General features: G+C 64.7%; 15 protein-coding genes. 6 read left to right on the top strand and 9 right to left on the bottom strand.

Annotated features, from left to right (window positions below; translation table 11 throughout):
- Window positions 1-336, top strand: a 336-nt coding sequence (locus CRO48_RS25930; RefSeq protein ID WP_407071958.1) for a M10 family metallopeptidase C-terminal domain-containing protein, incomplete at its 5' end; no start/stop codon positions are given.
- A gap of 225 nt (window positions 337-561) precedes the next feature.
- Here the strand turns inward: CRO48_RS25930 and CRO48_RS25925 are convergent.
- On the bottom strand, window positions 562-1044 hold the full coding sequence (locus CRO48_RS25925; protein ID WP_097142660.1) for an Lrp/AsnC family transcriptional regulator: 483 nt from the start codon (window positions 1042-1044) through the stop codon (window positions 562-564).
- A 99-nt stretch (window positions 1045-1143) separates the two neighbouring features.
- Between CRO48_RS25925 and CRO48_RS25920 the strand changes: the two genes are divergently transcribed.
- Window positions 1144-2628, top strand: coding sequence for an aminotransferase class V-fold PLP-dependent enzyme (locus CRO48_RS25920; RefSeq protein ID WP_097142659.1), 1485 nt, complete (start codon window positions 1144-1146; stop codon window positions 2626-2628).
- 108 nt (window positions 2629-2736) lie between these two features.
- Here CRO48_RS25920 and CRO48_RS25915 read toward each other — a convergent pair whose 3' ends face one another.
- From CRO48_RS25915 to CRO48_RS25885, 7 genes are all read right to left on the bottom strand, one after another.
- Window positions 2737-3726: a Bug family tripartite tricarboxylate transporter substrate binding protein gene (locus tag CRO48_RS25915; protein ID WP_097142658.1), complete on the bottom strand. Its 990-nt coding sequence runs from the start codon at window positions 3724-3726 to the stop codon at window positions 2737-2739.
- A 59-nt stretch (window positions 3727-3785) separates the two neighbouring features.
- Window positions 3786-5291 (bottom strand): tripartite tricarboxylate transporter permease, encoded by a 1506-nt coding sequence (locus CRO48_RS25910; protein ID WP_097142657.1) that lies wholly within the window; start codon window positions 5289-5291, stop codon window positions 3786-3788.
- 9 nt (window positions 5292-5300) lie between these two features.
- Entirely contained in the window at window positions 5301-5762 is a 462-nt protein-coding gene (locus tag CRO48_RS25905; RefSeq protein WP_097142656.1) for a tripartite tricarboxylate transporter TctB family protein, read from the bottom strand.
- A gap of 145 nt (window positions 5763-5907) precedes the next feature.
- A complete protein-coding gene (locus CRO48_RS25900; protein WP_097142655.1) occupies window positions 5908-6891 on the bottom strand; it encodes a tripartite tricarboxylate transporter substrate-binding protein in 984 nt (327 codons plus the stop codon).
- Between the two features lie 204 nt (window positions 6892-7095).
- A complete protein-coding gene (locus CRO48_RS25895; RefSeq protein ID WP_097142654.1) occupies window positions 7096-8445 on the bottom strand; it encodes a sigma-54-dependent transcriptional regulator in 1350 nt (449 codons plus the stop codon).
- Window positions 8442-10274 (bottom strand): sensor histidine kinase, encoded by a 1833-nt coding sequence (locus CRO48_RS25890; RefSeq protein WP_407071959.1) that lies wholly within the window; start codon window positions 10272-10274, stop codon window positions 8442-8444. Before CRO48_RS25890 ends, CRO48_RS25895 begins: the two co-directional genes overlap by 4 nt.
- Before the next feature lie 218 nt (window positions 10275-10492).
- Window positions 10493-12097: an FAD-dependent oxidoreductase gene (locus CRO48_RS25885; protein ID WP_097142653.1), complete on the bottom strand. Its 1605-nt coding sequence runs from the start codon at window positions 12095-12097 to the stop codon at window positions 10493-10495.
- 148 nt (window positions 12098-12245) lie between these two features.
- Between CRO48_RS25885 and CRO48_RS25880 the strand changes: the two genes are divergently transcribed.
- From CRO48_RS25880 to CRO48_RS25865, 4 genes are read left to right on the top strand one after another with little or no spacing between them, the layout of a single operon-like run.
- Window positions 12246-12779 carry a cupin domain-containing protein gene (locus tag CRO48_RS25880; RefSeq protein WP_097142652.1) on the top strand — a complete coding sequence of 178 codons (534 nt, stop codon included), beginning with the start codon at window positions 12246-12248 and terminating at the stop codon, window positions 12777-12779.
- 3 nt (window positions 12780-12782) lie between these two features.
- Complete coding sequence (locus CRO48_RS25875) at window positions 12783-13601, top strand: aspartate dehydrogenase domain-containing protein (protein ID WP_097142651.1); 819 nt, start codon at window positions 12783-12785, stop codon at window positions 13599-13601.
- Window positions 13601-14392: an alpha/beta fold hydrolase gene (locus CRO48_RS25870; protein WP_097142650.1), complete on the top strand. Its 792-nt coding sequence runs from the start codon at window positions 13601-13603 to the stop codon at window positions 14390-14392. Before CRO48_RS25875 ends, CRO48_RS25870 begins: the two co-directional genes overlap by 1 nt.
- 13 nt (window positions 14393-14405) lie before the next feature.
- Entirely contained in the window at window positions 14406-16145 is a 1740-nt protein-coding gene (locus tag CRO48_RS25865; protein ID WP_097142649.1) for a cobalamin-dependent protein, read from the top strand.
- A 13-nt stretch (window positions 16146-16158) separates the two neighbouring features.
- Here the strand turns inward: CRO48_RS25865 and CRO48_RS25860 are convergent, their stop codons facing one another.
- Complete coding sequence (locus tag CRO48_RS25860; protein WP_097142648.1) at window positions 16159-16905, bottom strand: SDR family oxidoreductase; 747 nt, start codon at window positions 16903-16905, stop codon at window positions 16159-16161.
- Window positions 16906-16968 lie beyond the last annotated feature (63 nt).

Genomic DNA, 16968 nt, shown 5'->3' with positions numbered 1-16968 from the left:
CTCCATGGCGGCAAGGGGGCGGACACCTTCGTGTTCAAGTCGCTCGCAGACCTCTCGAGCTCGAAGGCCAAGAGCGACACGATCTTCGACTTCTCGCAGAAGGAGAAGGACCTGATCGACCTGACCGGCATCGACGCCGTCACCACGAAGTCGGGCAACCAGGCGTTCTCGTTCATCGGCACGGACAAGTTCTCCAAGGCCGCCGGTGAGCTGCGCTACTTCAAGGAGAAGGCCGACACCTATGTCTATGGCGACGTCAACGGCGACGGAAAGTCCGACTTCGCCATCCACATCGACAGCCTCGTCGATTTCAAGGCGGACGATTTCCTGCTGTAACGGCAGCAGGCATTGGCCGGGCGAACCGGCCGGCCGCCCAATCGCAAACGCAATCGAGGCCGCTCATCGCAAGGTGGGCGGCTTCGGCCTTGCATGGTCTGACCATCGGTCGTGATATTCCGGCCTCAACGCCGGATACGAGAGCATCGCGCGACAGTGCCTGACGCCTGGCACCGTTCTCTGCGGGCCTGCCGGCAGAAGGCGCGGCCTCCCGATCCGGATCGATCATTTCAGGCGACCAAGATCGACGGCGCGGTTGTCGATGATGGCCTCCATCGCAAAAAAGCCGGTCACCGTGGCGAGGTCGAAGTTGGTGATGAGCTTCTGGTAGAAGGCGTCATATCCCGCCATGCCCCTGGTGACGACCTTGATGAGATAGTCCCAGTCGCCGCCGATCCTATAGAAATCGACGACCTCGGGCAGGCGCCCGACATGCTCGCGGAAACTCTCGATCCATTCCCGCGAGTGGTGGCGCGTGCGGATCATGACGAACACCGTCAGGTCGAGCCCGAGCGCGGAAAGGTCGATCTCGCTGCGTGACCCGCGGATCATGCCGATGGCGGTCAGCCGCTGAAGGCGTCGCCAACAGGCGTTCTGCGACAGTCCGACCCTCTCGGCGAGCTCGCGCTGGGATTGGCTGGCGTCCTTTTGCAGGCACGTCAGGATTTTCAGATCAAAGCTATCGATAGTTCCGAGTTTTCCGTTCATATGACCCGATAAGTGGCAAAAGGTGCAAAAGATGTGTGAGGTTCTTGACGTTGCTCCAGACTAAACTCGCGGTCAATGCCCCATGCCGGAGAACGCCCTATGCCCGCCGCCGCCAGCTACCAACCGGAAACGATTTCCACGCCGCTCGCCCGGTTCAGGCAATACCTTGAAGGAAGCGACGTTATATCCCGCTTGCAGGGCGACCTTGTCGGCGCGGCGGCCACGATCGAGGGACCCTATGGCGTGAAAGAGCTGGTCTATGCCGACTATGTGGCGTCCGGGCGGGCGCTTCTGTCGGTGGAACGGTTCATTCTGGAAGAGGTCCTGCCCTACTACGCCAACAGCCACACGGAAGCCTCCTTCTGTGGGGGCTTCATGACCCGCATGCGGCGCGAAGCCCGAGCGCTGATCGCGCACTGCTGCGGCGCCGACGCGGCCCACGCCGTCATCTTCGCAGGGTCGGGCGCGACGGCCGGGCTGAACCGGCTGGTCAAGCTCTTCGGTATCTCCGATGCGCTGGCGAACGGCGAGCCGGTACGCGTCATCATCGGGCCGTACGAGCATCACTCCAACATCCTGCCCTGGAGGGAAAGCGGGGCGGAACTCGTCGAGGTCCCGGAGGCCGAGACGGGTGGCCCCGACCTCGCACTTCTGGAGGCGGCGCTGCGGCGCGAAACCAAAGGCCTGACGATCTGCAGCCTTTCCGCAGCGTCCAACGTCACTGGCATCATCAGCGACGTCACAGGCATCACCGAACAGGTGAAGGCGGCCGGCGCGAAGATGATCTGGGACTATGCCGGCGCCGGTCCCTATTGCGAGATTGCGATGACCCCGAAGCCGGGGGCAGCGATCGACGCCATCGTCGCCTCGCCGCACAAGTTCATTGGCGGACCCGGTGCGTCCGGTATCCTGATCGTCCGTCGCGACAGTGTTTCGACCCGCAAGCCGTCCTGGCCGGGTGGTGGCACGGTCAGATTCGTCTCGCCGACATCGCACGACTATAGCGACAGCCTCGAGGCGCGGGAGGAGGCGGGCACGCCGAACGTGGTTGGCGACATTCGCGCCGCGCTGGCGTTCATCGTAAAGGCCGCGATCGGCCAGGCGGAGATGACGCGCAGGAACCGCGCGCTGACCTGCCGGGCCTTCGAGGCCTGGAAGGCCGTGCCGCAGCTCGAACTTCTCGGCGCGCAAGCACCCGAGCGTCTGCCGATCTTCTCCTTCCGTGTCCATGACGGCGCCGGAGGCTACGTCCACCAGCAGCTCGTCACGCGGATGCTGAGCGACAGGTTCGGCATCCAGGCGCGCGGCGGCTGCGCCTGCGCCGGCCCCTATGTCCATCGCCTGCTGTCGATCGACGAAGGTCAGTCCGAGGCGATGCGGCAGGCCATCCTTGCCGGCGACGAAATCAAGAAGCCAGGCTTCACCCGGCTCAATTTCAGCGTCCTCCTGAGCGAGGCGAAGGTGCAGTTCATCCTGGACGCGGTCGCCCGGCTTGCTGCCGACGCGCCGTCCTTTGAAAAGGACTACGGCTTCGATGCATCCCGCGCGATCTTCTTCCCGCGGGCCGAACGGCAGCGGATGTAGGCCGGACCACTGGAGCTATTCTGGCGCAGCCCGGTTCACCGGAATTGCTCCAGGGTCGTGTTGTTCCCGCATGATCGCCGCCGTTTCGGCTGCAAATGCTCTGGCCCCTCAGTCGAGCTGGATCTTCGCGTCCCGCACCACCGGTGTCCACTTGGCGATCTCGGCCTTCACATGGGCTGCGAGTTCCTCCGGCGTCGAACCGACGACTGTGGCGCTGAACTCGGTCATCCGCTCTGCCACGGCGGGATCGGCCAACGCCTTGCCGGCGGCGACGTTCAGGCGCGCGACCACTTCGGGCGGCGTACCGGCGGGTGCGAACAGCGCGTTCCACGTGTAGGTTTCGTATCCCGGAACGCTTTCGCCGACCGTCGGCATTTCCGGGAAGGACGGTGCGCGCTCCTTGGTCGTCACCGCCAGTCCGCGCAGCGTGCCCGTCTTGATGTGCCCGGACGACGAAGGCAGGTTGTCGAACATGATCGGAACCTGGTTGCCGATCACGTCGTTCAAGGCCGGACCGGATCCCTTGTAGGGGATGTGCTCCATCTCCACGCCGGCCATCGACTTGAAGAGTTCGCCCGAAAGGTGCAGCGGTGTGCCGTTGCCCGAAGAGGCATAGCTGTATTTCCCGGGCTCGGCCTTCAGAAGCGCTACAAGCTCCGCCACGGTCTTCACCGGCAGTTCGGGATTGACGATCAGCACGTTCGGCACGACGACCAAAAGCGAGATCGGCGCAAAGTCCTTTTCCGCGTCGTAGGGGGTCGACTTGAGGATCAGCGGGTTCAACGCATGGGTGGCGACCGTGCCCATCAGGATCGTGTAGCCGTCCGGCTCGGCGCGGGCGACATTGTCGGCGCCGAGGTTGCCGCCGGCGCCGGCGACGTTCTGGACGATCACCTGCTGGCCGAGATCGTCAGACATCTTCTGGGCCACGATACGCGCGACCACATCCGTGGATCCGCCCGCGGCGAATGGCACCACCATGGTGATCTGCCGATCCGGGAAGCCGTCGGCATGCGCGGGCGATCCCAGCGCCAGCGCCGCTGCGAGCGAAAGGCCGGCAGCAAGCGCATGGCGGCGCGTCAGGTGCAGTCTTCTCATTTCGTTTCCTCCTTCGGATGATCTGTCTGGTATCGGTTCGGCCGTACCCCTTTCCGGCCTCAGTCCTCCTCCTGGAATACCTCCTCGCGCTTTGCCCTGACCGACGGCAAAAAGACGACCACCAGCACGGCGAGCGCGATCAGAAGCAGCGTGGCGCTGATCGGCCGGGTGATGAACGTGGTCGGATCGCCGCGCGACAGGATCATGGCGCGTCGCAGGTTTTCTTCCAGCAGCGGGCCGAGCACGAAGCCGAGCAGCAAGGGCGCCGGTTCGCAGCGCAGCTTGACCAGCAGGTAGCCGGCGAACCCGAAGAAGGCGACGGCGTAGAGGTCATACACGTTGGAATTCACGCTGTAGACGCCGATCGAGCAGAAGGCCATGATGATAGGGAACAGGACATAGTACGGGATCGTCAGAAGCTTCACCCACAGGCCGATCAACGGCAGGTTCAGCACGACGAGCATCAGGTTGCCGATCCACATCGAGGCGATGATGCCCCAGAACAGTGCCGGCTGCTCGGAAGCCACGTTCGGACCCGGCACGATCCCCTGGATGATCATGGCGCCGACCATCAGCGCCATCACCGGATTGGCGGGTATGCCGAGCGTCAGAAGAGGGATGAACGAGGTCTGCGCCCCGGCATTGTTGGCCGATTCCGGCCCCGCGACGCCGGCGATCGCCCCATGGCCGAACTCCTCCGGCTTGTCGGAGACGCGCTTTTCCACGGTATAGGAGGCGAAGGCGGCAAGGATGGCGCCGCCGCCCGGAAGGATGCCAAGTGCGGAGCCGATCGCCGTGCCGCGCAGCACCGGTGCGGCCATGCGCCTGAAATCCTCGCGCGTCGGCCATAGCCCGCTCACCTTGTGCACCAGCACGCTTCGCGTCTTTTCGCCCTCCAGATTGCGCAGGATTTCCGCAATGCCGAAGACGCCGACGGCGACGGCGACAAAATTGAGACCGTCTGCATATTCGCGGATGCCGAGCGTGAAGCGCGGCGTTCCGGTGTAGATGTCGGTGCCGACGAGGCCGAGCAGCAGCCCGAGCGCCACCATGGCCAGCGCCTTCACGACGGAGCCGTGTGCGAGCGCTACCGAAGAGACGAGACCGACGATCATCAGGGAGAAGTATTCGGCGGCGCCGAATTTCAGGGCTATTGCGGTCAGCGGGATCGCAAACAGGGCGACCAGAAAGGTCGACACGGTGCCGGCAAAAAAGGAGCCGAGCGCTGCGATGGAGAGTGCCGCGCCTGCCCTGCCCTTTCGCGCCATCTGGTAGCCGTCGATGGCGGTGACCGCGGACGAGGATTCACCCGGCATGTTGATGAGAATGGCCGTCGTCGAGCCGCCATATTGTGCGCCGTAGTAGATGCCGGCCAGCATGATCAGCGAGGAGACGGGTTCGAGCTGAAAGGTGATCGGCAGAAGCATCGCGATGGTGGCGGTTGCGCCAATGCCGGGCAGGACGCCGATCAGCGTGCCGAGAAGCACGCCGATCAGGCAGAACAGGAGGTTTTCCGGCGAGGCCGCCGTGGCGAAGCCGAGGGCCAGATTGCTGAAGAGTTCCATTGACGCCTCCTAGAACCGGACCCACGGGCCGAAGCGCTGGAAGGGCAATCCGAGCGCGTAGCTGAAGACGACCACCGAGAACAGCGTGATGGCCGCGGCCAGCATCAGCGCCATCGTGGGCTTCATCCGCGACGAGGCGAATGCCGCAATCAGCGCCGTGAAGAACAGGGCGGGCACGAATCCGAGGCCGCGCACTGTCAGGCCGAAGAAAACCGGCGCCGGAAGGATGAAAGCCATGCCACGGAGTGCGATGGGCCCCAGCGGCTCGCCCGCGACCCGCGTGGACTGCACGAGAACGACGAGGCCGAGCACCACGAGGATGAGCGCCAGCAGGAGCGGAAAGTAGCCGGGGCCCATGCGAAGGGCAGTTCCCAGATCAAGCGTCAGGCTTTGATAGGTGAAGAACCCGCCAAGGATGACGAAGACAGCGCCGCAGATCGCATTCGTGCTGTCGAATGCCAATGATTTCATTTCTCCCCCTGGTGCGGCGGCACGCCGCGATGCGATGCGGTTCATTGTGGGCGATCGAAGACGAACCCCCGGTACCCAGCGTCCGGACATCCGGATCACTGCGGCACAAGTGGCCGCCCGCGGCGGGGCCGGGGCGGCCGCGCGATCAGTCCGCGTACTGTCCCGCCGCCTCGATGACCGGCTTCCAGCGGGCGATCTCACCTTCGAGCTTGGCCTTAAGCGCTGCGGGCGTGGCATCGTCCGCCGGCGACGGAACGGTGCCGAGCTCCGCGAAGCGGGCGACGACATTCTGGTCCTGCAGCGCCGCCTGCAATGACTTCGACAGGCGTTCAGTCACCTCCGTCGGCGTTCCCTTCGGCGCATAGACGCCATGCCAGATGCCCACCTGGAAGCCGTCCAGCCCGCCCTCGACCGCGGTAGGAACGTCCGGCAGGACCGCCAGCCGTTCCGGCGATGTCACGGCATAGGCCTTGATCGTGCCGCCTTGGATCTGCTTGGTGGTGTTGGTGGTCTGGTCGCACATTATATCGACCTGACCGCCGAGCAGGTCGGTCATGGCCGGGCCGGTGCCCTTGTATGGCACGGTCGTCAGCGGCGTCTCGATCGCGCTCATGAACATCATGCCGCACAGGTGCGAGGCCGCGCCGATGCCGGCATTGGCGACGGTAACCGTGTCCTTGTTCGCCTTGACGTACTCCACCAGCCCCTTGAGGTCGGTCGCTTCGAGATCCTTGCGGGCGACGATCGTCATCGGCACGTCGGTGACGAGACCGACATATTCGAAGGCGCCCAGTGTGTCGTAGGCAAGCTTGCGGTAGAGCGTGGCGCTGGTCGCCATGCCGATATGGTGCAGCAGGATGGTGTAGCCGTCCGGATCGGCCTGCGCCACGCGCCCGGCGCCGAGCGTACCGCCCGCGCCGCCGACGTTCTCGACGACGATCTGCTGGCCCAGGTCCTTGGACATGGATTCGGCAACGAGGCGCGCCACCGTATCGGTCGGGCCGCCGGCGGAGAAGGGGACGACCATGGTGATCGTCCTTTCGGGATAGGTCTGGGCGCCCGCAGGAAGCGAGCAAAGGGATATGGCCGCAACGGCGGTCATGCCGAGCACGGCGCTAAGGGTTTTCATCGTGGTCCTCCCATGGATGCCTGCCGGTGCGGCTCCCCCCGCCCGGTCATGGATGAACCAACTTTGAGGCCTCGGACCTGCTGCACAACGGTATGATCTGGTTGACGGCGAGAAAACCGGCGCGCGTGCGGCGCAGCATGGGTAGGATCGGAGACATCGGCCTCCCATGATGGGTGGATTTCCACCCATCGCACGCCGCTCGCTTCAGATGTCGCGGTCTTCGGGGTCTATGCGCACGCTCTTGTCCAGCCCGTGTTTCTGCATCTTTTCATAGAGCGTCTTGCGCGAGATGCCGAGCATTTCGTAGACCGGCCGCAGGCTGCCGCCGTGCGCCGCAAGGGCGCCGGCAATGAGGCCGCGCTCGTAGGCCGCCACCTTGTCGGCAAGCCGCTGGCTTTCCTCGAATGTCTCCCCCGGATGAGGATCCAGTCCCAGCACGAGCCGGTCGGCGGCATTGCGCAGTTCGCGGACGTTGCCGGGCCAGTTTCTGCCGGCGATCTCGGTGATGACCCGCGGCGTCACCTCCATGTCGCTTCGCCCGTACCGCGCCGCGGCTTCCCGGACGAGTTGAAGAAAGAGAAGCGGAATGTCCGCCTGCCTCTGGGCCAGCGACGGGACATGCAGGGTCGCGACGTTCAGCCGGTACAGGAGATCGGCGCGGAACCGGCCGGCCGCTACCTCCCGTTCCAGATCGACCTTGCTGGTTGCTATGAAGCGCACGTCGAGTTGCACGGGCTCGTTCGAGCCGAGCCGGGTAATCACCCGCTCCTGCAGTACCCGCAGGAACTTCGCCTGCAGGTCGAGCGGCATCGAGCCGATCTCGTCGAGCAGGATCGTGCCGCCGCGCCCATGCTCGAATTTGCCGTATCGCGGCCGCAACGCTCCCGGAAAGGCGCCGGCCTCATGCCCGAACAATTCGCTTTCGATCAGGTTATCCGGCAGGGCAGCACAATTGATGGCGATAAAGGGTTTGCCGGCGCGCGCACTGATGTCGTGCATGGCTCGGGCGACCACCTCCTTGCCGACCCCGGTATCGCCGATGACCAGCGTATCGGCATCGCTCGCCCCGATGGCGCGCAGCCGATAGCGCAGATCGACCATCACCTGCGTTCGCCCCGGAAGGCGCGCCTCGATGTCGTCGCGCTTGCCGGCCACCGCGCGCAGCCGCCGGTTTTCCAGCACGAGGCTGCGCCGGTCCTGCGCTCGCCGGATGATCGTCGCCAGATGTTGCGCGGTAAATGGCTTCTCGACGAAGTCGTAGACGCCTGCGCGCATGGCGTTGACGGCAAGTTGCACGTCGGCATGGCCGGTGACCAGGATGACGGGCAGTTCCGCATCCATCTCGCGGATCCGCTGCAGCAGTGTCATCCCGTCCATGCCGGGCATGCGGATATCGCTGACCACCACGCCGTCGAAACCGTAGCCGACGAGTTCCAGCACGCTGTCGGCACTCGGAAATGTGACGACGTCCAGCCCGTGCAACTCGAGCGCCTGCGCGGAGGAACGGCGCATCTCCTCTTCGTCGTCGATCAGCAGAACGCGGCTCGCGCTCATTCCGCAGCCTCGCTGATGGCCGGTGCGGCATCCAGGACGATCCTGAATTCGGCGCCGCCATCCTCGGGCGCCGACACTGTGAGGTCGCCGCCGAAATCCTTGACGATGTTGTAGGAAATCGACAAGCCGAGCCCGAGGCCGCGACCGACACCCTTGGTGGTAAAGAAGGGATCGAAGATGCGTTCTGCGATGGCGGTCGGCACACCCGGGCCGTAGTCGCGGATCGCAAGCACCACCTTGCCGCCTTCGTACGACACGCGCACATGGATCCGCCTGTCTTCAAGTCCTTCCACGGCGTCTGCCGCATTGGTGATGATGTTGACGAGAACCTGCTGCAGCCGGACCGAACCGGCCTGAACCACCGGCGGCGTCTCGCCGAGGTCGACCAGCAGTGCGGCGTCCGCCGATTTGAGCCGTGCGGCGACGATCTCCATCGTGTCGCTCATGACGGCTGCGAGCGAAACAGGTCCGAGCTTCTCGTTCGGTTTGCGGGCGAAGTTGCGAAGGTGGCGGCTGATCGAGGCCATGCGGTCGATCAGGGCCGAAATGCGCTGTATGTTGTCGCGGGCATCGTCGAGCCGGTCGCGGTCGATCAGCATGCCAGCACTGTCGGCGTAGGTCTTGGCGGCGGCGAGCGGCTGGTTGAGTTCGTGCGAGAGGGCCGCGGACATCTGGCCGAGACCGGCAAGCTTGCCCGCCTGGATCAGGTCGGCCTGGGTCTGCCGCAATTTCTGCTCGGCAGCCCGCCGCTCGGCGACTTCCTGTTCGATGCGCCGGTTGACCCGGGCGAGATCGGCGGTGCGCGCCTCGACGCGATGCTCCAGCTCGTCACGCGCCTCGTCCTGCAGGCGCATGCGCTCCTGCACCCGCGCCCGCCGCTGAAGCACGATCGCAACAGCCAGGCCGGCGAGGCCGAAGAAGAGCAGGACGGCGACCTGCATGGTTCGCGCCTGCGTGCGCACCGAACCCGTGTCCATCAGCACGTTTACGGTCCAGTCCGCCTCCGGCATGTAGCTCGACAGCGTCAGATACTCGCGGCTGGCTCCGCCGTCCGTGATCGACGTCAGACGGTAGCCCGTGTTGCTGTTGTCCTCCCGGATGGGGAGCGGCTTCAGTTCCGCCTCGGCATAGCGGCGGGAGGCCTGCGTCCTGGCCAGCCGATCGGGAGTCAGCGGCAGCACGCCCGCATAGAGCCATTCCGGGCTGCCTGTCATGAAAATGATGCCTTCCGGATCGGTGACGAAAATCTTGTACTCGCCACCCTGCCACGAGGTCTCGATCGAATCGATGTCCACCTTGAAGACGATCACTCCGCGAATGGCATCACCGACACGGATCGGCGAGGCGAAGTAATAACCGCGCTTGAGCGAGGTCGTGCCCAGCGCATAGAAGCGGGACTGTTCGCCGCGCGCAGCATCCTGAAAGTAGGGACGATAGCTGAAGTTCTGGCCGACGAAGCTGGTGGGACCGTCATAGTTGCTGGCCGCGATCGTATCGCCGTTCATCTTCATCACGTAGATATCGGACGATTCCAGCAGCCCGTTGATTTCCTTGAGGTAGAGATTGGCAGCGCTGCGCAAGGCGGCATTGTCCGGATCGCTGACGAGAAGCTCGATCTCGTCGTGATCGGCGATGAGTTCCGGCAGGGGCTCGAAGCGGCTCAGATGACCACGAAGTGCGGAAACCGCCAGCCGCAGTGCCGAGCCTGCCTGCAGCGACGCCTCCTCCATGTAGCGGCGCATCACGAAGTCGCCGCCGGGACCGGCCACCGCGCCGGCCACGAGAAGCAATCCGAGAAACGCCGCCAGAAGACGGTTCCGTCCCTTCACCAACACGCGGGCTCCTCCTCCCTCGCCACGGCCATGCCGCAAGGCGTCGAAGTCTAGAGAGCAAGTCCGCGCTTTCCAAGACGGTTTCGTCCGGCTCCTGTTATCGCGGTCGCCCCCTCCCGCTCGGTGCCGAGCTAGGTGGCGCCGAGGTCGCCGAGGCGCACGCCATCGCACATCGCGCCTTTCCCGTCAGGAGAAGAAGCGGCGCATCTACGGGCTTAGCGGTTCTGCCGGAGGATCGTCTCGGCGGCAATGTAGCCCCAGGTCATGTTCGGACCGATGGTCGTCCCTGCGCCGACGGCGCGAGTGCCGAACGGGTTGGCCATGGCGAGGCCCGCTGCATAGAGGCCGGGGATCAGCGAACCGTCAGCGCGCAGGACCTGGCCCTTGTCGTTGGTGCGAGCGCCGCCCTTCGTGCCGAGAATGGACCGGTTGATCGTCATGCCGACATAGGGAGCCTTGTCGATCGGCTTCAGGCGGTTCTCGTCGCCGTGCGCCTTGTAGGCCTCCCAGCCGTTCTCGCCACGCTTGAAATCAGTATCATGGCCCGTCTTGCAGAATTCGTTCCAGCGGCTGATGGTCTCGATCAGTTCGTCGGCCGGCAGGCCGAGCTTGGCTGCGAGTTCCGGAATTGTATCCGCCGTCTTCACCCAGTCGCGCTCGTAGGAGGAAAACCAGCGGAAGGGGATCGAGGTTTTCAGGAACCGGTGGTCGCCCACCAGGAAGCATGGCAGATGCACCGGCGCGCCATTGGCATCGCGCTGGTCCAGCACCTCGCCGATGTTGAAGTCATTCTCGCTGACGAAACGCTTCGCGTGCCGGTTCACCACGATGGAATGTGGTTCGGCCTGGAAGGTCATCGGAAGGCCGTGCTGCTTGCCCTGATAGCGGGTCGGCAGGCAGGGATAGATGTTGGCCTGGTCCATACGGTCCAGCTCCGCGCCAACCGAGGCTGCGAGCTTCTGGCCGTCGCCCTCGTTGCTGCGCGGGCTGCCGATACGGTCGAGCGGGCCGGGAAAATGGCGCTCGCGCATCTGCGGGTCCCACTCGAACCCGCCGGTCGCGATCACCACGCCGCGCTCGGCGGAAATCGTCTGCCGCTGTCCCCGACGCTCCACTTCCGCGCCCACGATGCGATCGTCAGAATCCTGGATGAGGCGAATGGCGCGGGTTTCGAGCCAGAAGGTGACGCCGGCGTCGAGGCAGCCCTTGACCATGCCCGTCATCAGGGCGGTGCCCTGGCCGCCCGAATTGGTCAGCCATCGCCAAAGCAGCTTCGGCCACATGCGCAGACCGGCGCGGATGGGGTGGTGGTAGAGATCGAGATCGACGACCTCCTGATAGGTGAAGGTGTGGGGCAGCGTCGAACGACGCAGGCGGCCCGCCAAGCGGCCCAGGATGCGGCGGCTGAGCGGCATCGGCGAGACCATGCGTCCGACCATCTTGCCGCCCGGCGCCTCGGCATAGGGATCGGGCTCGGCCACGACGCGCAGGTCGAGCGGGGTATTGTCGGACAGGAAACGGAGCATGTCCGGCGCGGACTGGACGAAGGAGACCCAGCGCGCGTCCTCTTTTTCCGCCCATCCTTCGGGCGTCACCGCGCGCAGGTACGCGATCGCCTCGTCCCGGCTGTCGGCAATGCCGGCGGCCGCGGCTACGTGATTGGCCGGAATCCAGATACCCGAGCCCGACATGGCCGAAGTGCCGCCGAGCCATTCGCTCTTCTCGATGACTAGCACCTTCAATCCGCCCTTGGCTGCTCGCAGTGCCGATGCGCAAGCAGCCGAGCCGGAGCCGATGACCAATACGTCCCAAGCTTCCATATCTATTCCCCATTCACCGTGTTGCGGCACTATAAAAGCACAGCATTTAATCTGTCTACTATTGTGTCGACACTTTTTGCGATATAGCCTGCGCAGGTCACGATGTACCATGAGACCCATCGGGGTCCTTATCCGACAGGTGTAGAAAATGGACGAGACCCGCATTCCGCCAGTTCCCGCCGGTGTCCACGTTTCCGGTCCCGAAGCACGCGAAAGCTACTGGCAGCCCGTGCCGGCCAACGGCCATGTCGACGTGGCGCTGGCACCGCATATCGTCGGCATGGAATTGCCCTTCGGCATGGGGACGCAATCGGTGGCGCCCGGCGGCTATGTGCGCGAACACACCCATGAGCACAATGAGGAAGCCGTCTATGTCATCGAAGGGCATGGCCGCGCCGTGATCGATGGCAAGGAGTATCCGATCGGTCCGGACAGCGCGATCTTCCTGCCAAGGAACATGCGCCACATGTTCATCAATGACGGCGAGACGCGCCTGCGCTGGGTCTGGCTGATCGTTCCCAACGGTCTTGAGGATTTCTTCCGGCTGATCGGTAGGCCCCGCAAGCCCGGCGACCGCGTTCCCTCGAACTTCCCCCGTCCGGAGAACGTGCTGGAAATCGAACGGCAGACGGTGTTCGGCGCCGACCTTTCCGACAAGTTCGACCCGGTCAAGGGCGACTGATCCATGCCCTTGTTCGCCGCACCGGACCGAGGGCGCTCCGCCCCCGTCACGCTGGGCCTCATCGGGTTCGGCGCGCTGGCGCACCGCCTCATTGCCGGTTTCGGACCCGGCGAGGCGGAGTGGGTCGTTCTGGTGCGGGAACATGGCCGTCTCGTGCAATCTGCAGAAAACGCCCGCCTTGTAACGCGTATCGAGGAACTGGTCGCGGCCCGGCCATCCGCGGTGGTCGAGGTTGCGACCCAGGAGGCCGCGGCAGATTGCGCTCCGCCGCTTCTGGAGGCCGGAATTCCGGTCGTTCTGGCCTCGATCGGTGCACTGGCCGATCCGCAACTCTGTCTCAGGCTAGACGCAGCGCGGAAAGCGTCGGGCGCGCCGCTTGTGCTTCCGGCCGGTTCGGTGGGAGGGCTCGACTATCTCGGTGCCGTCGCGAGGCTGGAGGATGCGGAGATTCGCTACACGTCGCGCAAGCCCGTGGCTGCTTGGGTGTCAGAGCTTGAAAGGCTGGGAGTGACAGCACCGTCGACAGAGGTCGTGCTTTTCGAGGGTGCGCCCGAAGAGGCCGCGCGCCGCTTTCCAAAGAATTTGAATGCTGCGCTCGCAATTTCACTGGCAGTTCGTCCCCGGTCGCTCACCGTTCGCGTCGTCGTCGACCCGAAGGTGGAAGGAAATACGCACGAGATCGAAGCTGCAAGCTCCGCAGGCACGGCTTTCATGCGCTTCATGAACACCCCCTCCCCCGACAACCCGAAGACGTCCGCGATCACGGCGCTGAGCCTGCTGTCAGCGCTGGAAACCGTCCTGGACGGGAGGAGAAACGGCTGATGGCGACCTATACAGCGCCGGACGGCTGCCGGATACACTATGAGACCTTTGGTGAAACGGGGCCGCGGGTTCTGCTGATCCCGGGCCTCGGCGGCGACGGCCGCTTCTGGGGCGGCGTGGTCCAGAGGCTTCAGGCCGAGTTCCGCCTGGTGGTGGCGGACCACCGTGGGGCGGGGCGAAGCGACCGGCCGCCCGGAGACTATTCGATCCCCCGGGTTGCCGCAGATGTGGCCGGCATCGTCCATCAATGGGATGAGCCGGTCCATGTCGTCGGCCATTCGACCGGAGGAGCGATTGCGCAGGTGCTTGCGCTGGATCACGATATCAAGGGCCTGAGCTATACGATCAGCAGTTCATGGGCGCGATCGGACGCGCGGTTCCGCACGCTGTTCATGGCCCGCGCCGAGATGCTGGAAGCGGGACAGGCGGAAACCTACCAGCGGCTGACGCATATCTTCGGGCATACGTCAGCCTGGTTGACGGCGCACGCCGCCGAGCTCGACGCCGCAGTGGCCAATGCTCCTCGAAATCTCGCCCCGCTCGACGTATCAGCTCTGCGCGTGCGCATGTTGCTCGATCATGATCGTCTTGCAGACCTCTCACGCATCAGGTTTCCAGTCCAGGTGATCGCCGCCGTCGACGATATACTGACGCCCCCCGAACTATCGAGCGCGGTGGCAACGGCTATTCCGGGTGCGGAATTCGTAACCGTCCCCGGCGCGCATTTTCACCCGCTTGCCGAACCGGACAGCTTTTCTTCCGAAATCCGCCGCTTCATCGCCAAATTGTAACCGGACGGCCGCCATGACAGCTGAAACACTGCCTGCCCTTGTTGACCCGCGCCTTACGCCCGGCGCTGACCTCCTCTCCGGAGGGCGCGCGATGGCGCGCGACTGGCGCGTGGGAAGTTGCCTGTTCCTGTCGGAGAAGGGCGTCCCCTCCGAGGCCGCCTGGAAGCGCAAGGCCATGGCCGAGAAGCGCATCATGCAGCATGCCCATATCGGCTTTCGCGACGTCAACCGCACGATCGAGGCTATTCGCGAAGTTCACGGCACCTGCGCCCGAAGCGGGGCGACGGTCGATCGCTTCGGGATCACGCTGGACTGGTCTATGGGCTATCCGGAAGCCATGCGCGCGAAGGCGTCACGCGGCACGGGCATCGTCCTGTCCGGGCCGGAGGACTTCGCGCGCATAACGAACGCCGCCCCTGCGGCTGCCCATTTCGGCGATTTCATGCTGGGCCTGCCGGGCGCGGTGGAAAACACCCGCGCTGCCATCGCGGCCGGCGCGACCGCTGTCGGCAATCTGGGCCAGTACTTCACCTTCCGTCTTCCCTATTGGGACGACGACGTGGCCACCACCGAGGCGACCGTGACCGCGCTCGGTCTCATCGCCGCGCAGGACGCCGAGATCCTCGTCCATTCCAATCTCGATGACGGCTTTGCCGGCCTCTTCATCGACATGGCCTGCGCGCTGGGCATGGTACTGATCGAAAAGCACATCGTCGAAGGCCTGATCGGTGCGAAGCTGGCTCATTGCTACGGACACCATTTCAGCGATCCGCTGTCGCGAACCGCGTTTCATGCCGCCCTCGTCCGCGTCAACGATACGCCCGGCACGATGATCTTCGGCAATACGGTTGCCTATCAGTCGAGCCCTGCGGGCAATTATGCAAGCCTTGCGAGCTATCTCCTGGCCGACATTCTGGCACTTGGCCGGTGGCCTGCCGGTCATGCGATCAATCCCGTGCCGGTGACTGAGAACCAGCGCATCCCGGATGTCGACGAGATAATCGATGCGCAGACCTTCGCCCACCGGCTGACCCTGCATGCCCCCTACTACGATCCGGTGTACGACTGGTCGAAGGTCGAGGCCATGGCCGACGTGCTGGTGCAAGGCGGCGAGCGTTTCGCAGTGGCCGTCCTTGCCGGCCTTGCGGAAAGGGGCGTCGACACGAAGGATCCGGCAGCCCTCATGCTGGCCATCCGCCGCTTGGGACCGAAGCGCATGGAGATGATGTTCGGCCCCGGCGCGGAGACCGCGCGCGGTCGCAGGCCGCTCATCCATGCGGAATGGGCGCGCGAGCTGAACGACAAGGCGGAGGCTTGGGTCGCAGGCCAGCGGCCGATCGACACGACCCGGCCGATTTCGGTCTGCATCGGCACGACGGACGTGCACGAACACGGCAAGTATCTGGTCGAACAGGCTCTTGAAGGACTGGGGATCGGTATTGTCGACGCCGGGGTGGCCGTCGATCCGGAGGTGCTGGTGGCACGCGCAACGCAGGCCGGGGCCGATGCCATTGCCATCAGCACCTACAATGGCGTCGCCTATTCCTATGCCAAGGCCGTCAAGGCGGCGATGGAGAAACAATCCGTCCGGCTCCCGGTGCTGATCGGAGGGCGGCTGAACGAGGTGCCGAAGGATTCGAATTCCGGTCTGCCGGTCGATGTGACCCGCGAAATCTTCGAGCTCGGGTGCAGCCCCTGCACCGATCTCGACCAGATGCTCGGAGCCCTCAGAAAGACCTTTCAGCCTGTCTGAGGGCCAAAACCGTCTACCAGGCGGTCATGCCGCCATCGACTGTGAGGATCGAGCCGGTCGCAAACGACGATTCGCCGCTGGCAAGCCAGAGAATCGCCTGCGCGATTTCGATCGGCTGGGCGACGCGGTTCATGGGCGCACGCGCATTCAGGCCTGCGACGAAGTCCTCGGGGTCGGGATGGCTCTCGAGGATTTCGTCGAAGTAGCTCGACCATGTCGTTCCGGGCGCCACCGCGTTTACCCGTATGTTCTGCCCGGCGTGATCAAGGGCCATCGCGCGCGTCAACGCGGCGACGCCGCCCTTCGACGCGACATAGGCCGCCCGATCGGCCAAGCCGACCTGGGCAACGTTCGAGGCGGTGTTGACGATGGCGCCGCCGCCGGAAGACACCATGACGGGAATGACGTGTTTCGAGCACAGGAAGACGCCTTTCAGGTTCACGGCCATCAAGGCATCCCAGTCGCTCGCCTCGATGCTGACGACCGTGCCGCGAAAACCGTAGCCGGCATTGTTGACGAGGATGTCGATGCCGCCGAAGTGGTCGTTTGCGAAGCGCGCCATGTTCGCCACCTGCGCCTCGTCGGAAACATCCACCGCCAGGCTTTGCGCGCCGATTCGCTCGGCTGCCTGCCTTGCCCGTTCGCCGTCCCGGTCCACCACGAGCACGCGCGCTCCTTCCCCGGCGAAGAGTTCCGCCGTGGCCGCTCCTATGCCCGCACCTGCTCCAGTGACGATGGCGGCTCTGTCCTTCAATCGCATTTCGGTCCCCTTTTTCAATTGACCACATCCAATCTTGCAGAACCTCTTGCAAAGTGTCGACAC

This window comes from Rhizobium subbaraonis, from assembly GCF_900220975.1.
Lineage (GTDB): Bacteria > Pseudomonadota > Alphaproteobacteria > Rhizobiales > Rhizobiaceae > Mycoplana > Mycoplana subbaraonis.
This window is presented reverse-complemented; position numbering and strand designations above follow the sequence as displayed.

Bases quoted from the DNA above. Each gene is read 5' to 3' on its own strand.
- CRO48_RS25925 (WP_097142660.1), bottom strand. From the start codon at position 1,044: ATGAACGGAAAACTCGGAACTATCGATAGCTTTGATCTGAAAATCCTG.
- CRO48_RS25920 (WP_097142659.1), top strand. From the start codon at position 1,144: ATGCCCGCCGCCGCCAGCTACCAACCGGAAACGATTTCCACGCCGCTC.
- CRO48_RS25915 (WP_097142658.1), bottom strand. From the start codon at position 3,726: ATGAGAAGACTGCACCTGACGCGCCGCCATGCGCTTGCTGCCGGCCTT.
- CRO48_RS25910 (WP_097142657.1), bottom strand. From the start codon at position 5,291: ATGGAACTCTTCAGCAATCTGGCCCTCGGCTTCGCCACGGCGGCCTCG.
- CRO48_RS25905 (WP_097142656.1), bottom strand. From the start codon at position 5,762: ATGAAATCATTGGCATTCGACAGCACGAATGCGATCTGCGGCGCTGTC.
- CRO48_RS25900 (WP_097142655.1), bottom strand. From the start codon at position 6,891: ATGAAAACCCTTAGCGCCGTGCTCGGCATGACCGCCGTTGCGGCCATA.
- CRO48_RS25895 (WP_097142654.1), bottom strand. From the start codon at position 8,445: ATGAGCGCGAGCCGCGTTCTGCTGATCGACGACGAAGAGGAGATGCGC.
- CRO48_RS25885 (WP_097142653.1), bottom strand. From the start codon at position 12,097: ATGGAAGCTTGGGACGTATTGGTCATCGGCTCCGGCTCGGCTGCTTGC.
- CRO48_RS25880 (WP_097142652.1), top strand. From the start codon at position 12,246: ATGGACGAGACCCGCATTCCGCCAGTTCCCGCCGGTGTCCACGTTTCC.
- CRO48_RS25875 (WP_097142651.1), top strand. From the start codon at position 12,783: ATGCCCTTGTTCGCCGCACCGGACCGAGGGCGCTCCGCCCCCGTCACG.
- CRO48_RS25870 (WP_097142650.1), top strand. From the start codon at position 13,601: ATGGCGACCTATACAGCGCCGGACGGCTGCCGGATACACTATGAGACC.
- CRO48_RS25865 (WP_097142649.1), top strand. From the start codon at position 14,406: ATGACAGCTGAAACACTGCCTGCCCTTGTTGACCCGCGCCTTACGCCC.
- CRO48_RS25860 (WP_097142648.1), bottom strand. From the start codon at position 16,905: ATGCGATTGAAGGACAGAGCCGCCATCGTCACTGGAGCAGGTGCGGGC.